The organism is Cellvibrio chitinivorans (assembly GCF_035117775.1).
GTDB classification, from domain to species: Bacteria; Pseudomonadota; Gammaproteobacteria; order Pseudomonadales; family Cellvibrionaceae; genus Cellvibrio; species Cellvibrio chitinivorans.
Genome location: NZ_JAYKKN010000002.1, coordinates 342,667 through 368,137 on the forward strand (window position 1 = coordinate 342,667; position 25,471 = coordinate 368,137).

General features: G+C 46.7%; 18 protein-coding genes. All 18 read left to right on the plus strand.

What is annotated here, in order from left to right; all coding sequences use genetic code 11:
• Positions 1 to 41 precede the first annotated feature (41 nt).
• The 18 genes from SPL68_RS08225 (at position 42) to fliD (ending at position 25,395) form a co-directional block, all read left to right on the plus strand.
• On the plus strand, positions 42 to 917 hold the full coding sequence (locus SPL68_RS08225) for a CheR family methyltransferase (protein WP_323814610.1): 876 nt from the start codon (positions 42 to 44) through the stop codon (positions 915 to 917).
• Positions 918 to 1,227: 310 nt separating this feature from the next.
• Positions 1,228 to 1,629 carry a flagellar basal body rod protein FlgB gene (gene flgB / locus SPL68_RS08230; protein ID WP_323814611.1) on the plus strand — a complete coding sequence of 134 codons (402 nt, stop codon included), beginning with the start codon at positions 1,228 to 1,230 and terminating at the stop codon, positions 1,627 to 1,629.
• A gap of 57 nt (positions 1,630 to 1,686) precedes the next feature.
• Positions 1,687 to 2,136 carry a flagellar basal body rod protein FlgC gene (gene flgC / locus SPL68_RS08235; protein ID WP_323814612.1) on the plus strand — a complete coding sequence of 150 codons (450 nt, stop codon included), beginning with the start codon at positions 1,687 to 1,689 and terminating at the stop codon, positions 2,134 to 2,136.
• Positions 2,137 to 2,147: 11 nt separating this feature from the next.
• Positions 2,148 to 2,852: a flagellar hook assembly protein FlgD gene (locus SPL68_RS08240; RefSeq protein WP_323814613.1), complete on the plus strand. Its 705-nt coding sequence runs from the start codon at positions 2,148 to 2,150 to the stop codon at positions 2,850 to 2,852.
• Between the two features lie 34 nt (positions 2,853 to 2,886).
• Complete coding sequence (locus SPL68_RS08245) at positions 2,887 to 5,334, plus strand: flagellar hook-basal body complex protein (RefSeq protein ID WP_323814614.1); 2,448 nt, start codon at positions 2,887 to 2,889, stop codon at positions 5,332 to 5,334.
• 278 nt (positions 5,335 to 5,612) lie between these two features.
• Positions 5,613 to 6,356 carry a flagellar basal-body rod protein FlgF gene (flgF, locus tag SPL68_RS08250; RefSeq protein ID WP_323814615.1) on the plus strand — a complete coding sequence of 248 codons (744 nt, stop codon included), beginning with the start codon at positions 5,613 to 5,615 and terminating at the stop codon, positions 6,354 to 6,356.
• Between the two features lie 76 nt (positions 6,357 to 6,432).
• Positions 6,433 to 7,218 carry a flagellar basal-body rod protein FlgG gene (gene flgG, locus SPL68_RS08255; RefSeq protein ID WP_323814616.1) on the plus strand — a complete coding sequence of 262 codons (786 nt, stop codon included), beginning with the start codon at positions 6,433 to 6,435 and terminating at the stop codon, positions 7,216 to 7,218.
• Positions 7,219 to 7,233: 15 nt separating this feature from the next.
• Positions 7,234 to 7,935: a flagellar basal body L-ring protein FlgH gene (gene flgH, locus SPL68_RS08260; RefSeq protein WP_323814617.1), complete on the plus strand. Its 702-nt coding sequence runs from the start codon at positions 7,234 to 7,236 to the stop codon at positions 7,933 to 7,935.
• Between the two features lie 68 nt (positions 7,936 to 8,003).
• Entirely contained in the window at positions 8,004 to 9,107 is a 1,104-nt protein-coding gene (locus SPL68_RS08265) for a flagellar basal body P-ring protein FlgI (protein WP_323814618.1), read from the plus strand.
• Complete coding sequence (gene flgJ, locus SPL68_RS08270; RefSeq protein ID WP_323814619.1) at positions 9,108 to 10,274, plus strand: flagellar assembly peptidoglycan hydrolase FlgJ; 1,167 nt, start codon at positions 9,108 to 9,110, stop codon at positions 10,272 to 10,274.
• 3 nt (positions 10,275 to 10,277) lie between these two features.
• Complete coding sequence (flgK, locus tag SPL68_RS08275) at positions 10,278 to 13,046, plus strand: flagellar hook-associated protein FlgK (protein WP_323814620.1); 2,769 nt, start codon at positions 10,278 to 10,280, stop codon at positions 13,044 to 13,046.
• Positions 13,047 to 13,272: 226 nt separating this feature from the next.
• Positions 13,273 to 14,856, plus strand: a complete 1,584-nt coding sequence (gene flgL, locus SPL68_RS08280) for a flagellar hook-associated protein FlgL (protein ID WP_323814621.1) — start codon at positions 13,273 to 13,275, stop codon at positions 14,854 to 14,856.
• A 246-nt stretch (positions 14,857 to 15,102) separates the two neighbouring features.
• A complete protein-coding gene (locus SPL68_RS08285) occupies positions 15,103 to 15,429 on the plus strand; it encodes a flagellar protein FliT (protein WP_323814622.1) in 327 nt (108 codons plus the stop codon).
• A gap of 206 nt (positions 15,430 to 15,635) precedes the next feature.
• Positions 15,636 to 17,381, plus strand: coding sequence for a flagellin N-terminal helical domain-containing protein (locus SPL68_RS08290; RefSeq protein WP_323814623.1), 1,746 nt, complete (start codon positions 15,636 to 15,638; stop codon positions 17,379 to 17,381).
• 61 nt (positions 17,382 to 17,442) lie between these two features.
• Complete coding sequence (locus SPL68_RS08295; RefSeq protein WP_323814624.1) at positions 17,443 to 17,835, plus strand: flagellar protein FlaG; 393 nt, start codon at positions 17,443 to 17,445, stop codon at positions 17,833 to 17,835.
• Between the two features lie 440 nt (positions 17,836 to 18,275).
• Positions 18,276 to 20,051, plus strand: coding sequence for a flagellin N-terminal helical domain-containing protein (locus tag SPL68_RS08300; RefSeq protein WP_323814625.1), 1,776 nt, complete (start codon positions 18,276 to 18,278; stop codon positions 20,049 to 20,051).
• A 338-nt stretch (positions 20,052 to 20,389) separates the two neighbouring features.
• Positions 20,390 to 23,053, plus strand: a complete 2,664-nt coding sequence (locus tag SPL68_RS08305; RefSeq protein WP_323814626.1) for a CHASE domain-containing protein — start codon at positions 20,390 to 20,392, stop codon at positions 23,051 to 23,053.
• Between the two features lie 293 nt (positions 23,054 to 23,346).
• Complete coding sequence (gene fliD, locus SPL68_RS08310) at positions 23,347 to 25,395, plus strand: flagellar filament capping protein FliD (protein WP_323814627.1); 2,049 nt, start codon at positions 23,347 to 23,349, stop codon at positions 25,393 to 25,395.
• Positions 25,396 to 25,471: the final 76 nt, after the last annotated feature.

The following is a 25,471-nucleotide window of genomic DNA, read 5'->3' on the forward strand; positions in this document are numbered from 1 at the left end:
AGGCAATTCAGCCTGCGGCAGCGGTTTTACATTGGAAATATATGATTAATAAAGAGCCGCCTTTTGCCAAACCCTTGGGTCGGGACACCATAGACCAAGCCGAGTTTGATCAATTTCGTCAGTTTCTCGAAGACGCCTGCGGTATTTCGCTGGGCGATAACAAGCAATATTTAGTGACTAACCGCATCCGTCGCATTCTGGAAGAGAACAATATCGGCTCATTTGGCGAGCTGGTGCGGGTACTCAAGCAGGGGTTTAACCGCAAATTAAAAGATCAAGTGGTCGATTCCATGACCACCAACGAGACTTTTTGGTTTCGCGACAACTATCCCTACGACCACCTGAAAAATATCCTGCTGCCTCAGTTAATGGCTGGCAACAATCGCATGTTTGGCCCGATTCGCATCTGGTCGGCAGCCTGTTCGTCGGGTCAGGAGCCTTACTCCATTAGCATGATGGTTGAAGAATATAAGCGCCAGGCGATGGGTAATTTGGCGCGGCAGGTGCAAATCGTAGCGACAGATTTGTCATCTACCGTGTTGGATCAGGCCAAAAAAGGCGAGTACGACCGCTTGTCGGTGATGCGGGGCTTATCCTCTGAGCGATTGGAGCGCTATTTTGATAACCCAACGCCTGCTATCTGGCGTGTGAAAAGCTTTGCTAAAGAGCGAATCGATTTTCGCTCGCTTAATTTGATGGATTCTTACGCTGCATTAGGTAAGTTCGATATAGTCTTCTGCCGCAATGTGCTCATTTATTTCAATGCCGATTTAAAACGGCAGATTCTGCAAAAGATCCATGCCTCCTTAAAGCCGCAAGGTATTTTGTTTTTGGGTTCGTCCGAAGGCTTGGCGGGCGCAGCAGACCTGTTTGAGATGGTGCGCTGCGAGCCGGGAATTCTCTATAGGGCAATCTAGTTCTTCTGTTTTGATATTTGCTAATCCTAAACCGGGCCTTTTGAGCCCGGTTTTGTTTTGTGTGTCTGCGTCACTTTTCCCGCCTATTGGCTGCTTGCCGCCATTTTGTGTTTTGCCTTTTGGGGCGGAAAGGCTTTGCCGCTTTATCAATTGCCGCTTTTTAAATATCTTCTCTATCTGATTTTATATCCTTTAAAAACAATGTCTTACGTATGTTTTTGGTGTTTGGCATAAGTTTTGCTTTGTTGTAAGTAACAAAAGGCTATAACCACATTGGTTGCCGCCAGTCATCACCAGAAGGCACACGCATATGTCCATCTCTTTTGAAAAAGCGCTCGGGATTCACGAAACAGCACTGCGTTTTCGCTCTGACCGTGCGGCGGTGCTGGCAAATAACCTCGCTAATATCGATACCCCGAATTTCAAAGCGAAAGATTTGGATTTTAAGCAAGCCTTGAACCAGAAAATGCAGGCATCGAGCAGCTTTGATCTGGCGACCACTCAAAACGGTCATATTGATGGCAGTGGTTTTAGCACTAATGAAGGCGATGTTTTATATCGCACGCCGCAACAGCCATCGATTGATGGCAACACAGTGGAAGATCAAATCGAACATGCCGAATACATGAAAAATGCCTTGGCGTTTCAATCGAGCTTTCAGTTTTTAAATAGCAAGTTCACTGGTTTGCGCACGGCGATTCGTGGCGAATAAGCCGTTTGGACAGCACTGCTAACCCTGTTTCTGATCGAATTTTGTAGGTACTCAATCATGGCACTTGGAAATATTTTTGATATCGCCGGCACTGGAATGAATGCGCAAAGTCTGCGCTTGAACACCACCGCCAGCAATTTGGCCAATGCGCAATCGGCCAGCTCCAGTGTGAATGAGGTTTATCGCAGTCGTCAGCCAGTGTTTGCTGCCATGCATCAAAATGCCATGCGTGAAGCGGCAGTGGAGGGCACCTATAGCAACAATGAATTGGATGCGGCTGCCGGTGTGCAAGTGCTCGGGATTGTCGAGAGTGATGCTCCCTTGGAGCGCCGCTATGAGCCGACTCATCCTAAGGCTGATGAAGAAGGTTACGTGTATTACCCCAATGTAAATCCGGTAGAAGAAATGGCCAACATGATTGCCGCATCGCGCTCATTCCAAATGAATGTGGAAGTGATGAATTCAGCCAAACAAATGGTTCAGCGTGTGCTGACCTTGGGTCAGTAAGGAGTTAGATCATGGCCGTATCCAGCGCAACTTCCAGCAGTAGCGTTACCGATAATTTAAGTATCGCGAATAAAACTGAAACCAAAAAAAATACCAATGAATTGGGGCAGGCGGCATTCCTTGAGTTGATGATCACTCAAATGAATAACCAAAACCCACTCAGCCCACAGGACAACAGTGAGTTTGTTGCACAGCTGGCGCAATTCAGTTCGGTTGAAGGTATTGAGCGTTTGAATACTACCTTCAGCAGTTTTATGTCGAACAACGCGCTACAAGCATCATCGCTAGTTGGTCGCAGTGTCACAGTGGAAACCGATACCAGTATGTTGAATACCGGTGGAATTGTGTCGGGTAGCGTGAATCTGGATCTGCCCGGTTCCAACATGAAGGTCAATATTTACGATGAATCCGGTGCATTGGTGCAGGCCATTCCAGTCGGCGATGTACCTAGTGGCGAAACTGTTTTCCGTTGGGATGGCCAAGCATTTGAGGTCAATGGTGAGTTGGTTGATTGGGAGCCAAGCGAAGATGAAATCGTCGGTGCTGGTAAATATCGTTTTGAAGTGACTGCAATGCAGGATGGAAAAACAGAAGCACTGAATACCTGGTTGAGTCTCAACGTAAACAGCGTAACTGTGGGCGATAACGGCGAACTGACATTGAATTTGGCGCTCTTGGGTGCCGTCGATGCAGCGAACGTAAAACAATTTAATTGATACAAACCATTAATCGATATGGTCGAGGTGTGATATGTCGTTCAATACAGCGTTAAGCGGAATTCGTGCAGCTAATACTGATCTGCAAGTAACCGGAAATAATATTGCCAACGCCAGTACGATTGGTTTTAAAAGTTCGCGCGCTGAGTTTGGCGATGTATATGCAAGCACACTTTTAGGTGGCGGTTCCAACACTGCAGGTAGCGGTGTGGTTATTCAAAATATTCGCCAGCAATTTACCCAAGGTAATTTGAAATTCACTCAAAACGAATTGGACTTGTCGGTTAATGGTGAAGGTTTTTTTATCGTCGAAAAAAATGGTGAGCGTCTTTATACCCGCGCCGGTGCTTTTGGTTTAGATAAAAACGGCAATATCGTTAATGGTTCCGGCGCATTGCTGCAAGGTTTTGCTGCGGATGATGAAGGTAATGTCGCCGGTGTGTTGGGTGATTTACGTGTTGATGTAAGTTCGCAAGATCCACGCCAAACTACAGGCGTTTATGCTTCCTACAATTTGGATTCCAATGAATTAGTGCTTGAGTCAACCGGTCAGCGTTTTGACACCAATGGTACCGGTGTTAGCAATGCGATGCTGGGCTTGAAAGAAGCGACTACGTCAACTGTTGATGTTGTCTCAGCAACGGCTTCTGCTGCATCGCCTATCGTGGTTGACCCAGTGCCTGCCGCTGCAACTGTGTTACAACTTTCACGTACGGTGCCAGGAAATGTTACTCCAGAAACTGTTGATATTCCCATCAGTGCTGGAACTTATAACAACCTGACCGCTGTTGCGAATGAAATTAACAACCAAAACTTTAGCAGCCCAGTACCACTGAATGTACAAGCATTTGTTGATACTGATGGTCGTTTGAAAATGCGCGATTTGTCATCCGGTGTTTCTTCGGTGCTAGATATTTCTGTTGTTAGCGGAAGCAATGCGTTAACAACTGCGATAAACAATATCAACAACACAACTGATGTCACTGTAGGTGAGCCTGAAGTGACCAATGATTACGCATCTCATACTCTGGTCATTCAAGGGCCAGATAATGCAGCACCCATCACTTACATAAGTAAATATGGTGCGGGTGCAGATGAAACTGCATCGGAATTAAATTCATTGGCGGGTATCAGTGCAACGGCACGTACCACTGCAACTGTTTTGCGTGAAATTCCTGCAACCGCAACTAGTCCTGCCATACCTTTCACCAATAACACGGGAACTTTTACGATCAATGGTGTAACCCTGACATCATCCACTGTTGCTGATATGACTGAATTGGCTGATGAAATCAATGCGCTCAGTAGCTCGACTCTGTTTGGTATCACTGCAAGTGTGAATGAGTTGACTGGCGATCTTGAAGTGGTTTCTGCAACTGGCCGTGATCTGGAATTTTCATTCGCAGCAGCAGGTGATGCTGTCGGCATCATCGGTGCTCAAGGGGTTTACTCTGCATTAGATACAGTTGCCAATCCAAGCTTGGTTAATAGTGCAGTTAAAGTGGGTGGAGAGGTGACTATCACCATGCAAGAAGGCTACTCAATTGCGAGCAGCCAGCCAACCACGCCGGTTTCTGGTGGGATTTTATTTGGTGCGATTGGTGATCCAACGTTCTTCACTCCAGTTCCAATCAATGCATTTGATCCTAACGATCAAGATACCTTTAACCACGCGACCACTACACCTGTGTACGACAGTTTGGGTAATGTGCATTCAATGCGTCAGTATTTTGTGAAGCAGGCTTACGATCCGGCCGATCCAACCACATCAGCTAACCACTGGAAAATGTACGTACAAATCGATGGGCAAAACGTAGGTGATCCAGATCCAACCTTGCCGTCGCCACAAAATATTGAGCCGACAATGGCATCGTTTGATGTGCACTTCAATCCCGATGGCAGCCTTAATAGCAGCATGACGGATGCAATTTTGATTTCCAACTGGACGCCGATAGGTACTGATGGCGAACCAATAGGCGCACTTGGGCCACTGAACGTACTGCAAGGTGGAACTATTCCCGTTGCTGAGCCTCCTGCTAGCTCCAACTTTCAGATTGATCTTGAGGGCAGTACTCAATTTGGCAGTGTCTTTGCGGTAGAAGAGTTGGATCAAAACGGTTATGCCACTGGTCGTTTAGCGGGATTGGATATCAGCAACACAGGTATTGTGTTTGCACGTTTTACCAACGGTGAAGCGCAAGTATTGGGGCAGGTAGCATTAGCTAACTTTGCCAGTGTGGATGGTTTATCTCCCTCGGGCGATACCATGTGGGCGCAGACCTTTGAGTCTGGTGAGGCGATTGTTGGCGCGCCTGGCTCATCGCAGTTAGGTAATATCACTGCTGGTGCGGTGGAAGAATCCAACGTGGATTTGTCGGAGCAGTTGGTGAATTTGATTATTGCCCAGCGCAACTATCAAGCGAACGCAAAAACCATCGAAACCGCCAATGCGACTACGCAAACTATTCTCAACCTGAGATAAGTTTTCGCGCTCAGTTTCTGAATAAATGACTAAGCGGCAAAGGGCGGAAGCTCTTTGCCGCTTCATAATTTCCTCCGTATTTTTCTCCTCTTTCATGGTCGGACTCTTGCCGCTTGTTGGTAGTGCCTTCTGCTTTTATTCCCTTTAATTTCAATGTCTTAATGATATTTCTCAGATTGGCACTGCTCTTGCAAAACTCCAGATAACGGCAAATCTGCCAAAAAACCAACGCTCACTTTCGTTATGTGAATTCGCGTAGGTAACTCTGGAGAATCATTGTGGACAAAGCGCTTTTTATCGCTATGACCGGCGCCAAGCACAACATGTTGGCACAGGCCAATCGCGCCAATAACCTCGCTAATTTAAGCACCACCGGCTTTCGTGCTGACTTTGAGCAGGCGCGCAGCATGGGTGTTTATTACGGCGATGGTCAGCCAACTCGCGCCTACGCGATGACTGAATCACCACGTGCAGATTTCGCTACGGGGCCGATGATCGCCACCGACAGTCCTTTAGATGTTGCCATTCAAGGTGATGGTTTTTTTGCGGTACAAGCGCCCGATGGCACAGAGGCTTATACCCGCGCCGGTAATTTTATGACGGACGAAACCGGCATGTTGCGTACCGCTAATGGCTTGCCAGTATTGGGTGCTAATGGCCCGATCAATATTCCTGAAAATACCATCGTTCAAGTTGGCTCCGACGGCACTATTTCAATGGTTGGCCAAGGGCAAGGCCCGGAAGCAATGGTGGAAGTAGGGCGCCTGAAGCTCGTCAATCCTGATGTATTAGCTTTGGAAAAAGGTGATGACGGTTTGTTTCGTCAGCGCGATGGGTTGAACGCATTGCCCGCTGCTGAAGTAGTTGTGCGCGGCAATATGTTGGAAGGCAGTAACGTCAATGCGATTGATGAATTCACGCAAATTCTCAGCCTTGCACGCCAATACGAAATGCAAGTGAAAGTGATGAAAACGGCTGAAGAAAACTCGGCAAGTTCTGCTCAGTTATTACAAATGTCTTAGTCGATATTCGCTACAAATTAGCAATCAAATTTTTAACGATTGAGTTATCACCAGTCGTAAACCAGAGGAAAACATCATGCACGCCGCTCTCTATGTCAGTAAAACCGGCTTGTCGGCGCAAGATCGCCAGTTAACCACTATCTCCAATAATTTGGCGAATACCAGCACCATTGGTTTTAAGCGTGATCGCGCAATTTTTGAAGATTTGCTCTATCAAAACCAACGTCAACCCGGTGCTCAGCAAACGCAAGAAACTCAATTGCCATCGGGTTTGCAGTTGGGTGCAGGTGTGCGTGTGGTCGCCACTCAAAAAGAATTTACCCAAGGTACTTTGCAAGTCACCGAACAATCATTGGATGTGGCAATTGACGGTCACGGCTTTCTGCAAGTGTTAATGCCCGATGGCACGCTTGCTTACACCCGTAACGGGCAATTGCAAATAAATGGTGAAGGGCAGTTGGTCAATGCCGACGGTTTTTTTATTGAGCCGGCGATTATCGTTCCCGAAGGCACCACTAAAATTTCCATCGGAAAAACCGGAACAGTTGAAGCTTATACCCCAGGTCAGGTAGACCCACAACAATTGGGTGATATCACACTGGTGGATTTTGTTAATCACTCGGGTCTGCAACCCATCGGCGGAAACTTATTTGTTGAAACAGTTGCAAGCGGTAATCCGGTAGAAGGTACTCCGGGTGAAAACGGCTTGGGTGTTATTCAGCAGGGGATGTTAGAAAACTCCAACGTCGATATCGTAGAAGAAATGGTGAATATGATCACCACTCAACGCGCCTACGAAATGAATTCCAAAGTGGTGTCTACAGCTGACCAAATGCTGCAGTACATCACCCAAAATCTTTAATTGAGTGATTTTATTATGCGCACTCTTAACTCTAAAACATCACTGATTTCGGTATTGAGTTTAATTTTACTCAGCCTCAATTTGAGTGGTTGTTTTTCCAACAAAAAACCAGAGCCAGATGATCCTCGTTATGCGCCTACCATCGCTGCGACTATGCCAATTCCGCAGCGTACAGAAGGCTCTTTGTATCAGGATGCTTACGGACTGAATTTGTTTGATGACCGCAAAGCGCATTTTGTTGGCGATGTGATTACCGTTACCTTGAGTGAGCGTACTGTTTCCAGAAAATCGTCTGGCGTAGCGACAGGCAAAAAAAGCACAGTGGATTTTAATGCCGGGCCACTGTTGGGAGCGAACCCAACGTTTAAAGGACGTGAATTAACAACAACGCTGGAGCAGGATCGCACCTTTGATGGCAGCGCCGACGCGGATCAAAGCAACAGCCTGCAAGGCAACATCACCGTGACAGTGGCAGAAATTTTACCCAACGGAAATTTAATGGTGCGCGGTGAAAAATGGATTACCTTGAATCGCGGTGATGAATTTATTCGTATCAGCGGCATGATTCGCCCGGATGATATAGCGCCGGACAACACTATTCTTTCCACCCGTCTTGCCAATGCAAAAATTTCTTATAGCGGCACAGGCGAGCTGGCAAATTCTTCATCTATGGGTTGGTTGTCACGCTTTTTTAATAGCAGTTTGTGGCCGCTCTAATGTGTTATCAAAACTTGTGATCTACAGATCGCAAGAAAAAATGAAGTTGGATTTAACGAGGTTCTTTTATGCGTAGCATTTATTTTTTAATTATCGCGATTGCATTGCTGGCAAGTTCAGTTGTGCAAGCCGAACGCATTAAAGATATCGCCAGCGTAGCGGGTGTGCGCTCTAACCAATTAGTCGGCTACGGTTTGATTGTTGGCCTTGATGGCACCGGCGACCAAACCACCCAATCGCCTTTTACGATTCAGTCTTTCAATAGCATGTTGAAACAGTTTGGCATTACTGTACCCGAAGGTATGCGTATGCAAATGAAAAACGTTGCGGCGGTAATGATTCAAGCAGAATTGCCCGCATTTGCTAAGCCGGGTCAAACTATTGACGTAACTGTTTCATCCATCAGTAACGCCAAAAGTTTGCGTGGCGGCAGCCTGTTAATGACTCCATTAAAAGGTCTGGATGGAAAAGTTTACGCCATTGCCCAAGGCAATTTAGTGGTCGGTGGGTTAAGCGCATCAGGTAGTGATGGTTCAAAAATCACCGTAAATATTCCCAGCGCCGGGCGCATTCCCAGCGGTGCGATTGTAGAGCGCATGGTGGAAACCAATTTCGCTGGTGGCCAGCCGATTATTTTTAATTTGCACCGCGCCGATTTCACCACTGCAAATGCTTTGGCAAAAAGTGTAAATAATTTATTAGGACCAGATGTTGCGCGCCCGATAGATGCCGTTTCAATCATGGTGAATTCACCAGCAAATCCTGCGCAGCGTGTCGATTTTATTGCGATGCTGGAAAACCTGCAGGTCACTATGGGTGAAGAAGTTGCCAAGGTGATTATCAACTCGCGCACTGGCACCATTGTGGTGGGTAAAAATGTTCGCGTGTCTCCGGTGGCTGTCACACACGGCAGCCTCACTGTATCTGTTGCAGAAAGTTTGACGGTTAGTCAGCCCAACGAATTTGCCGGTGGCCGCACTGTGGTTGTGCCGAGCAGCAATGTGCAAACCGAAGAAGAAAATAACCCCATGTTTAAATTCGCTCCAGGCGCTAATCTCGACGACATTGTTAAGTCGGTCAATAACGTAGGTGCCTCACCAAGCGATTTAATGGCGATTCTTGAAGCGCTCAAACAATCCGGCGCACTTAAAGCTGAATTGGTGGTGATTTAAATGTTACCTATTGATTCTAGTAGTGGCGTTTCGCAGGTTCAGGATTCCTACCTTGATCCCAATTCGCTGAACTCTATTAAAGCGATGGGGCGCGATAAAGACCCGCAAGCTTTAAAAGAAATCGCAAAAAAATTTGAAGGTTTATTCGTACAACAAATGCTTAAAACCATGCGCCAAGCGAATGAAGCTTTTGGTGATGGCAATATGTTTGATAGCCAAACCACACGCTTTCACCGCGATATGCTTGACCAGCAAATGGTTATTAATCTGACTAGCGGAAAGGGCATAGGTTTAGCGGATCACTTTTATCAGCAGATGATGCAGAACTACGGTTCAGGTATGCGCAAAGAACCCGCAGCTGAGTCAACCGAAAATATCGGTGACTTGCCAAATGCGGTTCAGTACCGCCACGCACTTCAAGAGCAAGCAGTTGCGGATAATGCTGAAGCTAATGCGTCCAACATGGATGCTTGGATCGATGATTTCCTGCGCATGAGCGATAACACCCATATGCAGGCAGCATTAGGTGGCGACGAGCAGCCGCAATATGCACAACCGCCTATGTATCCAACCCAATACTCAATGGTGCCAGCGCTTTTGAGCAAACCGCAGGCGATGACGTATCGCGGTGGCCAAAAATCCAGCATCAGCGAAAGTCAGGAAAACTTTGTGATGATGCTCAAGCCACACGCTGAAAAAGCAGCGGCTGAATTGCAAATCAATCCTGATGTATTAATCGCACAGGTTGCGCTGGAAACAGGTTGGGGCAAGCACGTTATTCACGATAAGCAAGGCACTAATAGTTTCAATCTCTTCAACATTAAAGCGACTGGCCAGTGGCAGGGCGATAAAGTGAATGTCTCCACGCTTGAATATCGCGATGGCATTGCCGCCAATGAAAAAGCCGATTTCCGTAAATACACGGATTATGCAGAAAGCTTTTCAGATTATGTGCGTCTGATGAAAAACAATCCGCGTTACCAGCAAGCTCTGGATGCAGGTGCTAATTCATCTGCCTATGCCGATGCCTTGCAGTCGGCTGGTTACGCTACCGATCCGCAATACGCGAAAAAAATTAAACAATTGCTCAATAGTGATTTGTTAAAAAGCTTGGGTGATTTTTCATCTTTATCACTAGCGGCTAGTGGCCGTCAGTTAATGGAGTAATCTATGACAGGCCTTCTTTCAAACGCCATTTCCGGTTTGCAGGCCAGCCAGAATGCTCTGCGTACTGCTGGCCACAATATTTCCAATGCAAACACGGCTGGCTATTCGCGCCAGGAAGTTAATTACGCAACTCGTACAGAACAGAGTATTGGCTCTGGTGGATTTATTGGTTCGGGTGTCTCGACGACTTCAATCGAGCGTGTAGTTAGTGAATTTGTGACCACCCAACTGAGATTGGATACGTCTACCTACAATCAATTAAATACCTACAATATCAATATTGGCAAAGTCGATAAATTACTTGCCGATGTCAGCACCGGTTTGTCCGGTGCATTGCAATCATTTTTCTCTGCAATGCAAAACGGCGCGAACGATCCTGCATCTACACCTGGTCGTCAGTTGATTGTTACCGAAGCACAAAGTTTGAGTAATCGTTTTAATAACTTGTCGCAACGTTTTCAAGATGTTGAAAAGTCCGTAAACAGTGAGGTGCGTACCGTTACAGCACAGGTCAACTCGCTGGCCAGCTCTATCGCCTCACTTAACCAATCTATTGGTGAAATGCGTGCATCGGCCGACGGCAATCAGCCGAATGACTTAATGGATAAACGCGATGAAGCCTTACGTCAATTATCTGAATTGGTTTCTGTACAAGTGGTTAATCAGGGTGATGGCAACGTTAATGTTTTTATTGGCAACGGCCAGCCTTTAGTTGTCGGTATTAAAGCTAGTACTTTTTCTACGACTACCGATGGATCAATCCAACTGACAGATGGTGCTAAAGCGGTTGATGTCACCAATCAAATTTCTGGTGGCCAGCTTGGCGGTTTATTAAGTTTTCGCAAAGAAGTGTTGGCCCCTTCAATGAATGAATTGGGGCGCATTGCCTTGGCAATGTCCGATCAATTTAATACCTTGCAACAGCAGGGGATTGATCTGGATGGTGACTATGGCCAAAACATGTTTCGCGATATTAATGATCCGCAAATTGCAACCAATCGCGTTAAACATGCATCGGGCAATGCACAGCCAAATGATCGCGCGCTCAACGTAACAATTACTGATGTTAATCAGCTCACCACTAGCGATTACAAATTTGAAATAGTTCCCGGCAGTACCAATTATTTGGTTACCCGTCTTTCTGATAACACCATAGTAAAGCAGGGCGCGTTAAATGGTTTTTATCCCACCAGTATTGAATTCGATGGCGTTAGCCTGAATTTAACCGGCGGCTCATTTCAAGGTGGTGACTCATTCACTATCCAACCCACTCACAACGGTGCTGCTGATATTGCCGCGGTTATTCAACGTCCGGAAGATTTGGCATTTGCATCGCCAATTTTAACGGCGAGCAGCACAGGTAACACTGGTAGTGGTTTGATCAGTGCGGGCGAGGTGTTAAATCAGCTTGATGCTAGCGGCAATCGTTTACCGGCGTTTGCAACAGCGGGACAATTGTCGCCACCGATTGTTATTCGCTTCACTTCTGAAACAACTTATGACGTGTTGGACAACACTGATCCAGCTAATCCAAAACCATTATCGCCGCCGCTAAATAACCAAACTTTCATTCCCGGTCAGCTGAATAATGTTTTCTCAACTGACCCGGGTGAAACTCGTGTTAGTGGAATAGGTAGTTTGGTGGGTTTGCCGGATGGGCGTACAGCCTCCATAGTATCTGGAGTTAATGATAAGCAGCCAAATGGCTATTTAGCTGAACAACTTAGTTTTACTTTGGTTGACCCTGTTACCGGCTCGATGACGAATAAAACTTTGTATACCGCATCGGGAGCTTCGGCTGCGCAAACAGCAGCGCAAATAAGTACGATTCCCGGTGTGAATGCAAGTGCGATCACTACTGCAACTATCAGTAATATTGATATTGATTCGACAGATTTTGCAGCTCCACTCCAGTTATCTGTTAATGGTGTAAACCTGCTGGAATACGATGATAGCGTTGCACCTCCTGTGCTCTCATCGACTGTTCCTGATCCATCAGTTGATCTTGTTGCCTTTAATGATTATTTGGCAGAGCGCATCAAAAATAATCCTGAATTACAGTCATTAGGTATTAGTGCGCAGAGCACCACAAATCCATTCACTGGTGCAACTGAATTAAAATTAACAGCAGCATCCGGCGTGAATTTAAATGTTCATTTTGCCGCAAGCACAGCGAATAGCAGCATTAGCGTTGACGATGGATTGGGTAACAACCCGAGTGTTTCTTTAGCTGGGTTAGGGGCGGGGCAGTACAGCACTGTTACTGTCGGCGGGCGAATTGAAATCACCATGGCTGATGGCATTTCACTTAATACCAGCCCGACTAACAGCACATTATTTGGTGATAGCACCAGCGCGAACTTTGCACAATCGTCCTACTTGGGTTATCAAGTTACTTTAAGTGGTCAACCCAAAGCGGGCGATACCTTTACCGTTGGTTTTAATACCAACGGCACGAATGACAATCGCAATGCTTTGGCAATGGTGGCGATGGAAACTGCATCAACCATGCAAGATGGTTCGCTCACCTATGGCGATGCGTACGGCAAGCTGGTGGAAGAGGTGGGAACCAAAAGTAGTCTGTCAAAAATCAACACTGCTGCGAGTAAAAGTTTGCTTGAACAATCACAAACGTTGCGCGACGGAATTTCAGGCGTAAACCTGGATGAAGAAGCGGCGGATTTAATTAAATTCCAACAACTCTACGGCGCAAATGCGCAAGTGATTTCAGTTGCGCGCGAGTTGTTCGATACTCTGCTTAATGCGCTCTAACGTCTTCACATCAAATTGATCTTTAATTTCCCCAAACTCCTCCCTTTGAAAAAGGGAGGCGGGGAGGGATTTAATCTCATCATCTTTTTTGTCGTCCAATTAAAATTGGATCAATTCCTGCATTATTAGCTTATAGGTAATTAAAGTGGCAGTTGTTTGCCGCTTTGCCGGACATACATTTCCGGCTTTTTTATCCGGAATACTAATCCGGAAATAGGAGCTAATCATGCGCGTATCTACATCGCAAATTTACAATATCGCCACGCTCGGTATGCGTCAGGCGCAGGCGGAAGTTGTAAAAACCGAAGAGCAAATCGCGACAGGTAAGCGAGTGTTATCACCAGCGGATGACCCTGTAGCGGCGGCCAATATTTTATTGCTTAATCAAAATATCGCGCGCACTGAACAATACAAAAAGAATGTCGATATCGCCGATAACAGCCTGAGCCTCGAAGAAACGAATTTGCAATCCATTGTTGAGTTGATGCAGCGGATGCGCGAACTGGGCGTAAAAGCGGGTAACACGGCGGTATTAACTGCGGCAGACTATCAATCGCTCGCAGCAGAAGTGGATACGCGTATCAGCGAGCTAATCAATTTGCAAAATACTCGCAACTCATCTGGGCAATATATTTTTGCTGGCTACAAAGGCGATACCCAACCCTTCGTCAGTAATGGCGGCGGCAATTACACTTATATGGGCGATGAGGGCCAATTAAACTTGCAAGCCTCTGGTTCAGTCAGTGTGGCAGTGAGTGATTCAGGCAAAAAATTATTTGTGGATATTCCCAGTAGCCACAACACTTTTATTACTTCTGCCAGCAGTGCGAATCGTGCTGCGCCTGCGGCGGTGATTAGTGTAGGGCAGGTGACTGATCAGGAAGTGTTTGATGCATTTTATCCCGAAGATATGGTTATCACTTTTAACGCACCTTCTGCGGTAGCTGATCCTTCTGCAATACCTCCGCAGCCTGCAGCAGCAAACTACACCATTACTGAGCGTACAACGGGAAAAGTATTAGTAGCTAACGCGCTTTACACCAAAGGCGAAGAAATTGAAATTAATGGTGTGAGTTTAAATATTACCGGCAACCCATCGCCGCCTACATCGGCGACTTTACCGTTTAATTTTGCAACGCCTGTTTCTATACCTGCCGGCACTTCATTTAAAGTCACAGTAAACGGCAGAACGGAAACCTTTACGTTTAATGCTGCCGTTAATAACCAAACTGATTTTGTTACAGCGCTTTCAGCTGCACCTAATACCGGAAAGCTGGGCAATCTCGGTTTAACGGCATCTACCTCGGGTTTCGCATCGGCAAGCGGTGCGAATATTAGTGTGCATAGCGGCACAACAGCGCTGGATTCTGCGATTGGTTTGGCAGTCTCTACCGGCGTGACTTCAACCAATGGTGTAGCGGGGGATTCATTTTTTGTTGAGTCCACCAATAAACAAGGTTTGTTAACGACTTTGTCGCGTTTTAGCGATGCAATGAAAAATGTAAAAGACACCACTGAAAGCAAAGCGGAATTGGCGGAGATGGTGGCTAAAACCATTGTCAATCTGACGAATGCAGAAACCACAATCGTATCCGTTCAGGGTGAGATAGGTGCGCGTCAAAATACTTTGGAAAGCGCGCGGGATTTGAATCTGGATGTCATTCTCTATTCGCAACAGACCCTTTCAAGCCTTGAGGATGTAGATGTAGCCGAGGCAACCATTCGCCTGTCTATGCAGAGCTTGGTTTTGCAGGCATCTCAACAGGGGTTTGCCAAGGTAAGTCAACTGACGCTCTTTTCCTACTTATAACAAGCTTGCTGTTTTGTAATGCCAATCAGCTAAGCGAATCAAATCCTTCCCAGCCTCCCTTTGCTAAAGGGAGGAGCTAGCGCCCCTCTTTGAAAAAGAGGGGTTGGGGGAGATTAAGGCACGTCGTTTTGGCATCTTATTCTGTATTACGGACTAACTTTTGCTACTCTTTAGGTGCGGCCGGGCTTAATGCGACTTGGTTCGCATTTGAAACAACATCTGCTCCACCATCAAAAAGAGTGCTTTATGGACGTAAACCCCTTGCTTGACCCTCTTTCCCGCGCTTTGCAGCAATCCAGAGCCTTATTGTCCCTCGCTCAGGCGGATGACTGGGACTCGTTTGAAATACTCGTCCAACAGCGCCAACAAGGGCTTCTATCCCTTAATGACCTTGAATACCTTCAATCTTTAGCGCAGGCCGATTTGGAAGCCAGTGCCGCGGAAGTCATTCAGGAGATTCAGGCGATTAATAAAGCTTTGTCCGAATTGGCGATTAATAATCGCGACAAAGTGGCGACGGAACTTCGTCAGTCAAACAAAGCCTCAAAAGCGCTTGATGCCTATGGTCAGTAATTTGACGAACGAGCGCTTTTATATAACCAACCGCAATAGATTTTTGCAAAACCTGCCTTAAAAATTTTACTAAAGCCATAAAAAATTTCTAAAGCAACTCCCGGATGTGTCGATAACCTTGTTAGAAGCGCTGATGAGCAAGTGCACACAGTCTTCATCAACAGACAGCAGTGATACTGCAACGACATTAATCCAGGAGATTAATCATGGCTTTAGTAATTAACACCAACGTGGCATCCCTCAATTCACAGCGTCAGTTGATGAGCTCAGGAAATGCACTTGACCGCGCTACCGAACGTTTGTCTTCCGGTAACCGCATTAACTCAGCAAAAGACGACGCTGCTGGTTTGGCAATTGCCAACCGCATGACCTCACAAGTTCGCGGCCTTGACCAAGCAATCCGTAACGCTAACGACGGCGTGTCTATGATCCAAACCGCTGAAGGTGCGCTGCAAGAATCTACTAACATTCTGCAACGCATGCGTGAACTGTCGGTTCAATCTGCAAACGGTATCTACTCAGATTCCGACCGTAAAACTTTGCAGGCAGAAGTAAAACAACTGCAATCAGAATTAACCCGTATTGCTGAAACGACTACCTTCAACGGCCAAAACCTGTTGGATGGTTCAATGGGTACCAAACAACTACAAGTGGGCGCTCAGCAAAACCAAACGATTGATATTTCTATTGGTTCATTTAATGCCAATTCCTTGGGTGGGTCGTCAGGCGATCTTGTCGGTAGCTCTACTACTTTTGCTGCAGTAACTACAGCTGTAACTGGCTTAGTTGCTGGTGCATTAACAGTTAATGACAAGGCAAGCAGTTCGGTCCTCACCGCAACGAATGTTAACAACATGCTGGAGACTTTAAATGCAGACTTCAACAGTGTTGGAGTTTCAGTCGGTACTATTTCTGAGTTTACTGCAGCTAACGTTGGTTCGGGGGTTCTCGTAGCCGGTACAGACTCACTGCAAATAAATGTTGTTGACGGTAATAACAATACTCAAACATTGAATATCACTGGCACCAACAATATGAAAGAGGTTGTTGCCAAAATTAATGAAAGTGCAGGTGGAATTGTCCAAGCGTCATTAAATGATGCAGGAAAGCTTGTGCTAACCGCTCAAAACTCTACCAGTATTACCATTGGGGCAGGCTTAGGTAACGGTGCTACTAATGCGGGTACTGCTGCTACTGCCACTACAGGTTTTTCGTTAGTATTTAATGAAACAGCCGGAAATACTGTAGGTATTAAAGTCGAAGTGGCTACTGCTGTAACATCAAGTGGTCTAAACACAATTAATGATGACGGCTCAATAAAAGGCGGGGCTGTTACAACTGCGAACGCAAACGTTGGTCTTAATAAGGGCGACCTTATTATCAACGGTGTTGAAGTTGGTCCTGTTTCTGGTGGTGCGGCCGCTGACGCCGCAGGCGCTACGACAAAAGCTGAAAATCTAATTGAGGCTATTAATGAAAAGTCATCAGAAACTGGTGTTATTGCTTATGGTTCCAGTACTGGTATCAATTTGAAGTCTGTTGATGGTTCAGAAATATCCATTAAATATGGTGACAATGCAACAGCTACAATGGGAACTGAGATTGGCTTCCTAGAGCGCAACGCCACCGAAGGTGCTGGTTCTGTAGCATCTATCGATATCTCTACCGAAGCAGGCGCACAAAAAGCTATCGGTATTATCGACAAGGCTTTGGAGCAAGTGAACGATACCCGTTCAGAGCTTGGTGCTGCTAACAACCGTTTGGACTTCACTGTATCTAACTTATCTAACATCTCTGAAAAAACCTCAGCTGCTCGTTCACGTATTATGGATGCTGACTTCGCTGCGGAAACTGCTGCACTGAGCCGTTCACAAGTGTTGCAACAAGCGGCTTCAGCGATGCTGGCGCAATCCAACGCTCGACCACAACAAGTGCTGTCACTGTTGAGATAAGGTGATAACAGGTCAGGGTTAGCCGCAAGGCTAGCCCTGAATCGCTTCTAGTGAGGGCTACATGATGAATGAGATCACTAAAGTAACTGCGAACCCGGTACAGATTAAATCTGTATCGGCTTCGTCGTTGGTGGGTGGCGCTCAAGGTCAAAAAACCGGCAATGATTTGCCGCCAATTGCCGAAGCGGCAAAGCCTGTAGCTGTTGATGCCGTCAATTCTCAAGCGGTTCAAGAGAAAGTACAGGCCGCTGTTGCACAAATGAATGACTATATTCAGTCCACCCAGCGCGATTTAAATTTCAGTTACGATGCAGAATCCGGTGAGACCATCGTCAAGGTGTTGGATCGCAATACGCAAGAAGTTATTCGTCAGATTCCGAACGAAATATTTTTGCGTTTGGCTCAGCAGTTGGCGATAGATGATCAAATCAGCCTAATAAATGCACAGGCATGATTTTGTTGTAATTGCCTGTTTTTAATGGCTTTTTTGTCATTTTGTGAGTGTTAAAAAAGAGCAGCTTGGGGCTGCTCTTTTTTTTGCGCGCTGTTTTTGTGTTAATACTTTGCGGTGAAATTAATTTAAAAATTATAAAAATAGTTGCGTATTTTCTGAGCTAATTCTCTCCATTTTTTAATCTCGTTCTGCCGTTTTATTCAGCGCTTTTTTACTGCTGCAAATCTCCGTTTTTTCGGCCGCAAATTTTTTTGGCACGGTCCGTGCAAAAACCCGTTTAGGCGACCCGTATAGAAATCCCGTTGGTTTTATTTCTTACAAGTCTTGCCACGAAGTTCTCACAGACCATGCGATTTTGATTGTCGATGTTTCTGAGCTTCAACTGTCGGCTTGTCACAGATAAATCGCTGTGAACAGGAACAATCATTAGGAGATTTGTTATGCCTTTAATCATTAACACCAATGTCGCTTCCTTGAATTCACAGCGCCAATTGTTGAACTCTGGAAATGCGCTTGATAGAGCTACCGAGCGTTTGTCTTCTGGCCAACGTATTAACTCGGCAAAAGACGACGCCGCAGGCCTCGCCATTTCAAACCGTATGACTTCCCAAATTCGCGGCTTGGATCAAGCGATCCGCAACGCGAACGACGGTGTATCACTCGTACAAACCGCAGAAGGTGCTTTGCAAGAAGTTACCAACATGCTGCAACGCATTCGCGAACTTTCTATTCAATCTGCGAACGGCATTTATAACGATGCCGACCGCAAAACATTGGATGCGGAAGTACAGCAACTGAAAAAAGAGATGGATCGCATCTCTGAAACCACCTCCTTCAACGGCCAAAAACTGCTCGACGGCACCATGAAGGGAACCTTCCTGCAAGTGGGTTCGCAAGCGAATGAAGTGATGGATGTAACCATCGGTTCTTTCTCGACCACCAGCATGGGCGGTTCTTCGGGGGATATTGTTGGGGCAGAGACGACGTCTGCTACCTTGTCCGCTCCTCCAACCATAGATGAATATATCGATGCGTTGAGCAATCTTGATACAGATGGTGACCTGATCGTAAACGGTGTTGAGCTGAGTGCTGTTCCAGCGGCGGCTACAACAACTGTCAACGACATTATGAAAATCTGGAACGCTGACCTGGAAGGTAAGGGTGCTAGCGTGACCACGCTGGTTCAATACACTGCTGCTGGTGCTGGGTCGGGTGTGTTGCGTTCACCGTCCGAGACTTTGACAATTTCATATACTGACGGTGATGGTTTACAGCAAACCTATACTCTGACTGGCACTAACGACATGAAAGAGTTAGTTGCCAAAATTAATGCTGAAACCGCTGTGGAAGCAACCTTAACCGATAGCGGCAAGTTGGTGCTGACCGCGCCAGGCGGAACTGCAATTCGAGTAACAGATTCTTCTACCGCTGGTGGGGCATCCGGTGCTGGCGTAACCACAGCTGTTGATACCAATTTTTCACTTGTATTTAACGATGAAAGTGCTGAAGAGCGTGGTGTGACTATTCAAGCAGGTACCGCATCTGCTGCTGAGTTAGCTGCGATAGGTATTGATGTACAAGATGCTGATGGAAACTTGCTTGGCACCGCGGTTGGTACATCCTCAAATGTATTGCAAGAAGGTGATTTAATTATTAACGGTATCCAGATTGGTAAAATCACCGGTACCGGTACGGCGGCCACTACTTTGGCTGAAACTGTTCGTGTAATAAATCTATCTTCCAATGAAACCGGTGTGGTTGCGTTTGCGGGAGGAACTGGGCAAATCGCTTTACGCTCTGCTAACGGTGAAGAGATTTCTATTAAGTACGGTGATACTGCTACCGTTGCTGATGTTTTGGCCATTACCGGCTTTCAAGAACGCAACGCCACCGAAGGTGTTGGCAGCGTAGCCAGTATTAAGATCGACACCTACGAAGGTGCGCAACGTGCAATCAGCATCGTTGATAAAGCACTGGAGCAGGTAAACGCCACACGTGCAGACTTGGGTGCGGTGAACAACCGTTTGGATTTCACCATGTCCAACCTTGCTAACGTTTCAGAAAAAACTTCAGCTTCTCGCTCGCGCATTACCGATGCCGACTTTGCTGCTGAAACCGCTGCATTAAGCCGCGCGCAAGTGTTGCAACAAGCAGCGCAAGCGATGCTCGCACAGTCAAATGCGCGCCCAGAGCAAGTGTTGCAATTGTTGAGATAAGGTAAATAAATCTCCCCCAGCCCCTCTTTAAAAAGAGGGGAGCTAAAAGCGTCTCTTTAATAAAGAGTGGAGTTCAACGCTCCTTCGAATTAAGAAGAGGAATTTAAGGCTCTTCTTAAATTAAGTCGAAGGGGAGTCCAAAGCTCCTCTTGAAACGAAGGGGAGTTCAAAGCTCCTCCCTTTGAAAAAGGGAGGCGGGGGAGGGATTAAAAACCGCAGCTCTGTCTGCGGTTTTTTTATTTTTTTCGGTGCTATCGGTTTCTCTCGGCTAGTCTATAAATACATCTAATTAAGTGATTTGAGTGTGCTTTACGCATATCAAACATCGAGAGCGCTGCATGGTTACTGGTTTGCCCGATAAATTTTCTCATCCACCAGCAACGGTTATTGCACTGCGAATAGTTTTATTGGCTCTCGCCTATCTAGTGGCTGGGCGATTGTCGCTATTGCTGGCGATTCCACCGGGGTTTGTCTCGGGTTTATTTCTTCCTATGGGTGTCGCCTTGGGTGCGTTATTGATATGGGGTTTACCCATGTCGATTGGCGTTTTTCTTGGCTCGACACTGCTCAACATTTCTATCAACCCAGCTCCGACGATTACATTTCAATCAATTCTTGTAGCAATGGAAATCGCCTGCGCCAGTACCTTGGCGGGTGTTGTTGGCGCCTTGTTAATCCGCCGCTTTGTTGGCTTCCCGAATAGCCTGACGGATGAGCGACAAATTTTTGCGTTTTTCATTCTGGGCGGGCCAGTTGCGACCAGTTTAAGCGCGACTATTGGTGTGATAGTGCTTTATGCCAATGGAATTATCCCGCTCAAACAAATGCTGTACAGCTGGTGGACCTGGTGGATTGGCGATGCCATAGGTGTGCTGATTGCAACACCGCTTATGTGTGTAATTTTTGCCAGGCCGCGCCATTTATGGCGAGGCCGCCGCCTTACGGTTGGTGTGCCATTGATTGTGAGTAGCCTGATTGTGGTTGTTGTGTTTGTTATGTCTAGCAACAATGAACAGCGAAAGTTAAACCGGCAGTTTGAAGAGCAGGCCGGTTTGGTGGCGGGGGCGATTGATAATAATTTGTCGTCGGTGGATTACACTTTATCGACTCTGCGTGGGTTATTTGTCGCTTCGGAAGAGGTAACACGTGCCGAGTTCTCGCATTATGTGAATGAGGTGATCATCAAAAAGCAGGGTATTGCGGGATTGTCGTGGAATCAGCGGGTTTTTCATGCGGATCGCGCGGCTTATGAAGCCAAAATCCGTGCAGAAAGTTCGGGAAGTTTTTCGATCAAAGAAAAAAATGCAGCGGGCGATTTTATTGTTGCGCCAGAGCGCGCCGAGTATCTTTCCATTACCTATGTAGAACCCTGGCAGAAGAATGCAACCATTCTCGGGTTTAATGTTTTTTCTGATGCCACGCGGGAAGAAGCTGCCGCCCGTGCGCGCGATACAGGCCATTTTGCTATGACGCGCCCATTGCATCTGCTGCAGGAAGAAAAGCTGACGCCGGGTGTGGTGATGTTTTGCCCCGTCTATAAAAACCGCTACATGACCAACAGTGTGCTGGAGCGGCGTGACCTCTTGGTAGGTTTTGCTGCGGCAATTGTGCGCACTGACGAGTTGGTCGAGGTGGTGCGTAGTACCTATTCATCGGGTGATTACCAGCTGCGTATTGTTGATATCACCGAAGGTAAGCCGATTATTTTCTATCGTGGTGAAGAGCAGCCAATCCCAGCCTATGCACGCGAACTGATTTTTACCAAAGAGATTCTGGTGGGTGGCCGACAGCTATTGATCAGTATTGGTCCGACTGAAAAATTCCTTACGGAACATGTGAGTTTGCAATCCTGGTTTGTATTGGCCGGTGGTTTGTTGTTTTGTAGCTTGTTGGGTGGGTTTTTATTGCTGATTAGCGGGCGCACGCAGCACATCAGCAATTTGGTTGAACAGCGCACCAAAGAGCTGGCCGCGATTTTGGAAAATGCGGTGGAATCGATTTTGGTGGCGGATGAGCAGGGGGCGATTCAACAGGCTAATCCAGCGGCGGCCAGTTTATTCAAGTATCCGCTTGAGCAGCTGTTTAGCTTGAATATCGCTGATTTGGTACCCGCGTTACGCCACAGTCTGAATGAGTATTCTGAACATTTGGCGACTGCCAATGTGCGCGAAATGCTGGGGCGTTGCAGCGATGGCAATGATTTGGAAATCGAGATGAGTGTAAGCCCGGTCGATATTCAAGAGCGAAAGCTCTTCACATTTATTATTCATGATGCCTCTGCGAAGCGGAGAGTCGAGCGATTAAAAGGTGAGTTTATCTCCACTGTAAGCCATGAGTTACGCACACCTCTGACGTCGATTAAGGGCGCACTCAGCATCGTTCTTAGTGGAAGCCTGGGTGAAATGGCCGATAAGATCCGCGATTTGCTGGTGATTGCCAATACCAATGTGGATCGGTTGGCGCGCTTGGTGAACGATATTCTCGATGTGGACAAACTGGAGTTCGGCAAAGTGCAGCTCAATCTGCGCCAGAGTGTGGTTTATCCGCTAGTGCAACAATCGATTGAGCAGAATCATGGATACGCTGATCGCTACGGCGTAAAACTGCAACTTGAGGTGCCAACTGAGGCGACGATGCAGGCGGTGGCAAATATCGACCCCGACCGCTTTTTGCAGGTTATGGCGAACCTAATCTCCAACGCCATCAAATTTTCCTATCTGGATGGTGTCGTAAGAATAGAAATGCGGTGCGATGAGCACTCCTTGACTATCACGGTTATCGACGAAGGGCAGGGTATCGCCGAGAATTTCCGCGCGCGTATTTTCCAGCGTTTCGCGCAAGTGGATTCGTCGGATACCCGCCGCCGTGATGGCACCGGCTTGGGGTTGAGTATCACCAAAGTGATTATTGAGCGGATGGGCGGCAGCATTGACTACAGCTCAATACTGGGCAAAGGCAGCCGCTTCTTTTTTACTTTGCCGATAGTGCAGTTGGCTAAATAAAAGAGGGTTTTTAATCTCCCCCAGCCCCTCTTTTTCAAAGAGGGGAGTTAGTTCCTCTCTATTAGCAGAACAGGGGGAGCAAAGGGGAGTTCGTTCCTCCCTTTGGCAAAGGGAGGTTAGGAGGGATTTAAATTGATTGGCTTACCCAATTGGCGCGCTTTGTGCTCTACCTAGGTTAAACGGCGTCAATCTCAAAAAAAGCGGCAAAACCGGCTAAAGTTTACCCATTGTTTGCCGCTAACCCTATGAGGTTGAAAACCGGCAAGCGGCAAATTGGGTGTTTGGAGGTATCTATGGCAGTAACCAGCGCTACTAATACGAATGGGTCGATTGGCTCAAGCATTATCAGTTCCTTGGGAACTGGCTCTGGTATTGACAGCAATAAGTTGGCCGATCAGCTCACTGAAGCCAGCACCATGGTGCAATCTCAACGCCTCGACGCTAAAAAAACCTTATTAGAAACCCAAATCTCTGATTACGGCTTACTGCGTAGCTCCTTGGCAAAGCTTGAAACAGCGGCTGCTGCTTTAGGTAGTGCTGATACCTTTAATGCCAAATCATTATCTGTTCCTGATACCAAGTTAATAGGCATCACCAAGCTGGACTCCAAAGCCGCAGCGGGTACTTATCAACTCAAAATTGAACAAATCGCCCAAGCTCAGTCGCTAAGCTCCTCTGTTGAATATGACTCTATGAGTAGCCCAATTGGCAAAGGCACCTTAACTATCCGTTTGGGTGATTGGGATGGGGGCACATTCAATGTTGATTCAAGCAAGACTGGCGGTGAAATCATTATCGATGACACCAACAACTCACTAAGCGGTTTGCGTGATGCGATCAATGCGGCTGATTTGGGTGTTACTGCCAGCATCGTTAGCGATGGCGGTAAGTTCAAATTACTGATGACATCCAGCACTGGCGCCAAAAACGAGATCGAAATTAGCGTAACCGAAGATGCCGGTAGCCCCGGCTTATCGAATTTCGCTTTCAATGGAAGCTCTGGTGGTATGGAGCAACTGCAAGAAGGTTTGGATGCCAAGGTGCGTATTAATGGTTTGTTGGTTAGCCGTGAATCAAACCATATCACCGATATTGTTGAAGGTATGGAGTTCGACCTTTTTGGCGCATCCACCACTGAAACAGTGAGCGTGACCATATCAGAAGACAAATCCACCGCCGAGCAAACTATTCGTGATTTCGTTACTGCTTACAACACCTTTCTCGACGAAGTAAAACTACTAACTGATTTTAATAAAGAACTCGATGACTACGGCAGCTTGAACAAAGATCCGCTGGCGAAAAACTTGATGCAGGGGATTCGCAACGTTCTTACATCCAATATTCCCGGTTTAACCGAAGGGTTTACCAGCTTATCCAACGTGGGAATTCGTACTGAGTTGGATGGTTCTTTGAGCATTCATGAAGAAGACAATTGGGGCTTCCGTGCAGCTATCGACAATAACTTTGAGATGGTGCGTGATCTGTTTGTACCTAAAGCATCGTCTTCGTCAGCTGATATTAGTGTGTCCAAATACACCGCTCGCAGCCAGCCGGGTTCTTATGAGGTAGTGATTACTCAGCAGCCCTCCAAAGGCACCATGACTGCAAATGAACCAGTCGATATGGCAGGTATTGGAACCGGAGGCAAAGACTACAGTTTTATTTTCCAGTTAAACGGGGTTACCTCCAATACCATCAGCTTGCCTGATAAAGCCTATGGTTCCGGTGCTGAATTAGCGACTGAACTGCAAAGTTTGATTAATTTGGACTCGAATTTTAAAGCTGCTAGTGCAACTGTGAATGTTGCATTTGAGGGTGGCAAACTCGTGTTTACATCTGCTTCTTATGGAGCATCCAGTACAGTCGGCTTTTCCAGTGTTAGCGCCGATATGTCGGCCGACATGGGCTTCGGCAACGGTGTGACAGTTTCCTCTGGAACAGATGTCGCCGGTACTGTCGATGGTGTAGAAGCTTTCGGTTCCGGCAATATTCTCTTGCCTGCGATTGGCTCCAAAGCTGAAGGCTTAAGCATGACAGTTGAGCCAGGTGCTACGACTGCAACACTGACGTTTACTCGCGGTTTTGCTGGTTCCATGAGCAGTTTGGTGAACGAATTCCTGAAAACATCCGGCCTGATTTCAGCGCGTGAAGCAACTATTACCAAAGACATTGAGCGTGTCGAAAACGATGAGGACGCATTAACTCGCCGCAGTGAAGCCTATCGTGCCCGATTGATGGCGCAATTCAGCGCAATGGAAACCATAGTGCGTTCGCTGAATAGCACGGGCGACTTCCTTGATGGCATTACGGATCGCTTGCCGTTCACCTCATCTAATAGCTAATCCAATTCAGCCACCTGAACCTGCATTTGATGAAATAAATGACGCAGGCTTAGGTGGCAAATCCCACATACAAAGA

Bases quoted from the DNA above. Each gene is read 5' to 3' on its own strand.
- SPL68_RS08225 (WP_323814610.1), top strand. From the start codon at position 42: ATGATTAATAAAGAGCCGCCTTTTGCCAAACCCTTGGGTCGGGACACC.
- flgB (WP_323814611.1), top strand. From the start codon at position 1,228: ATGTCCATCTCTTTTGAAAAAGCGCTCGGGATTCACGAAACAGCACTG.
- flgC (WP_323814612.1), top strand. From the start codon at position 1,687: ATGGCACTTGGAAATATTTTTGATATCGCCGGCACTGGAATGAATGCG.
- SPL68_RS08240 (WP_323814613.1), top strand. From the start codon at position 2,148: ATGGCCGTATCCAGCGCAACTTCCAGCAGTAGCGTTACCGATAATTTA.
- SPL68_RS08245 (WP_323814614.1), top strand. From the start codon at position 2,887: ATGTCGTTCAATACAGCGTTAAGCGGAATTCGTGCAGCTAATACTGAT.
- flgG (WP_323814616.1), top strand. From the start codon at position 6,433: ATGCACGCCGCTCTCTATGTCAGTAAAACCGGCTTGTCGGCGCAAGAT.
- flgH (WP_323814617.1), top strand. From the start codon at position 7,234: ATGCGCACTCTTAACTCTAAAACATCACTGATTTCGGTATTGAGTTTA.
- SPL68_RS08265 (WP_323814618.1), top strand. From the start codon at position 8,004: ATGCGTAGCATTTATTTTTTAATTATCGCGATTGCATTGCTGGCAAGT.
- flgJ (WP_323814619.1), top strand. From the start codon at position 9,108: ATGTTACCTATTGATTCTAGTAGTGGCGTTTCGCAGGTTCAGGATTCC.
- flgK (WP_323814620.1), top strand. From the start codon at position 10,278: ATGACAGGCCTTCTTTCAAACGCCATTTCCGGTTTGCAGGCCAGCCAG.
- flgL (WP_323814621.1), top strand. From the start codon at position 13,273: ATGCGCGTATCTACATCGCAAATTTACAATATCGCCACGCTCGGTATG.
- SPL68_RS08285 (WP_323814622.1), top strand. From the start codon at position 15,103: ATGGACGTAAACCCCTTGCTTGACCCTCTTTCCCGCGCTTTGCAGCAA.
- SPL68_RS08290 (WP_323814623.1), top strand. From the start codon at position 15,636: ATGGCTTTAGTAATTAACACCAACGTGGCATCCCTCAATTCACAGCGT.
- SPL68_RS08295 (WP_323814624.1), top strand. From the start codon at position 17,443: ATGATGAATGAGATCACTAAAGTAACTGCGAACCCGGTACAGATTAAA.
- SPL68_RS08300 (WP_323814625.1), top strand. From the start codon at position 18,276: ATGCCTTTAATCATTAACACCAATGTCGCTTCCTTGAATTCACAGCGC.
- SPL68_RS08305 (WP_323814626.1), top strand. From the start codon at position 20,390: ATGGTTACTGGTTTGCCCGATAAATTTTCTCATCCACCAGCAACGGTT.
- fliD (WP_323814627.1), top strand. From the start codon at position 23,347: ATGGCAGTAACCAGCGCTACTAATACGAATGGGTCGATTGGCTCAAGC.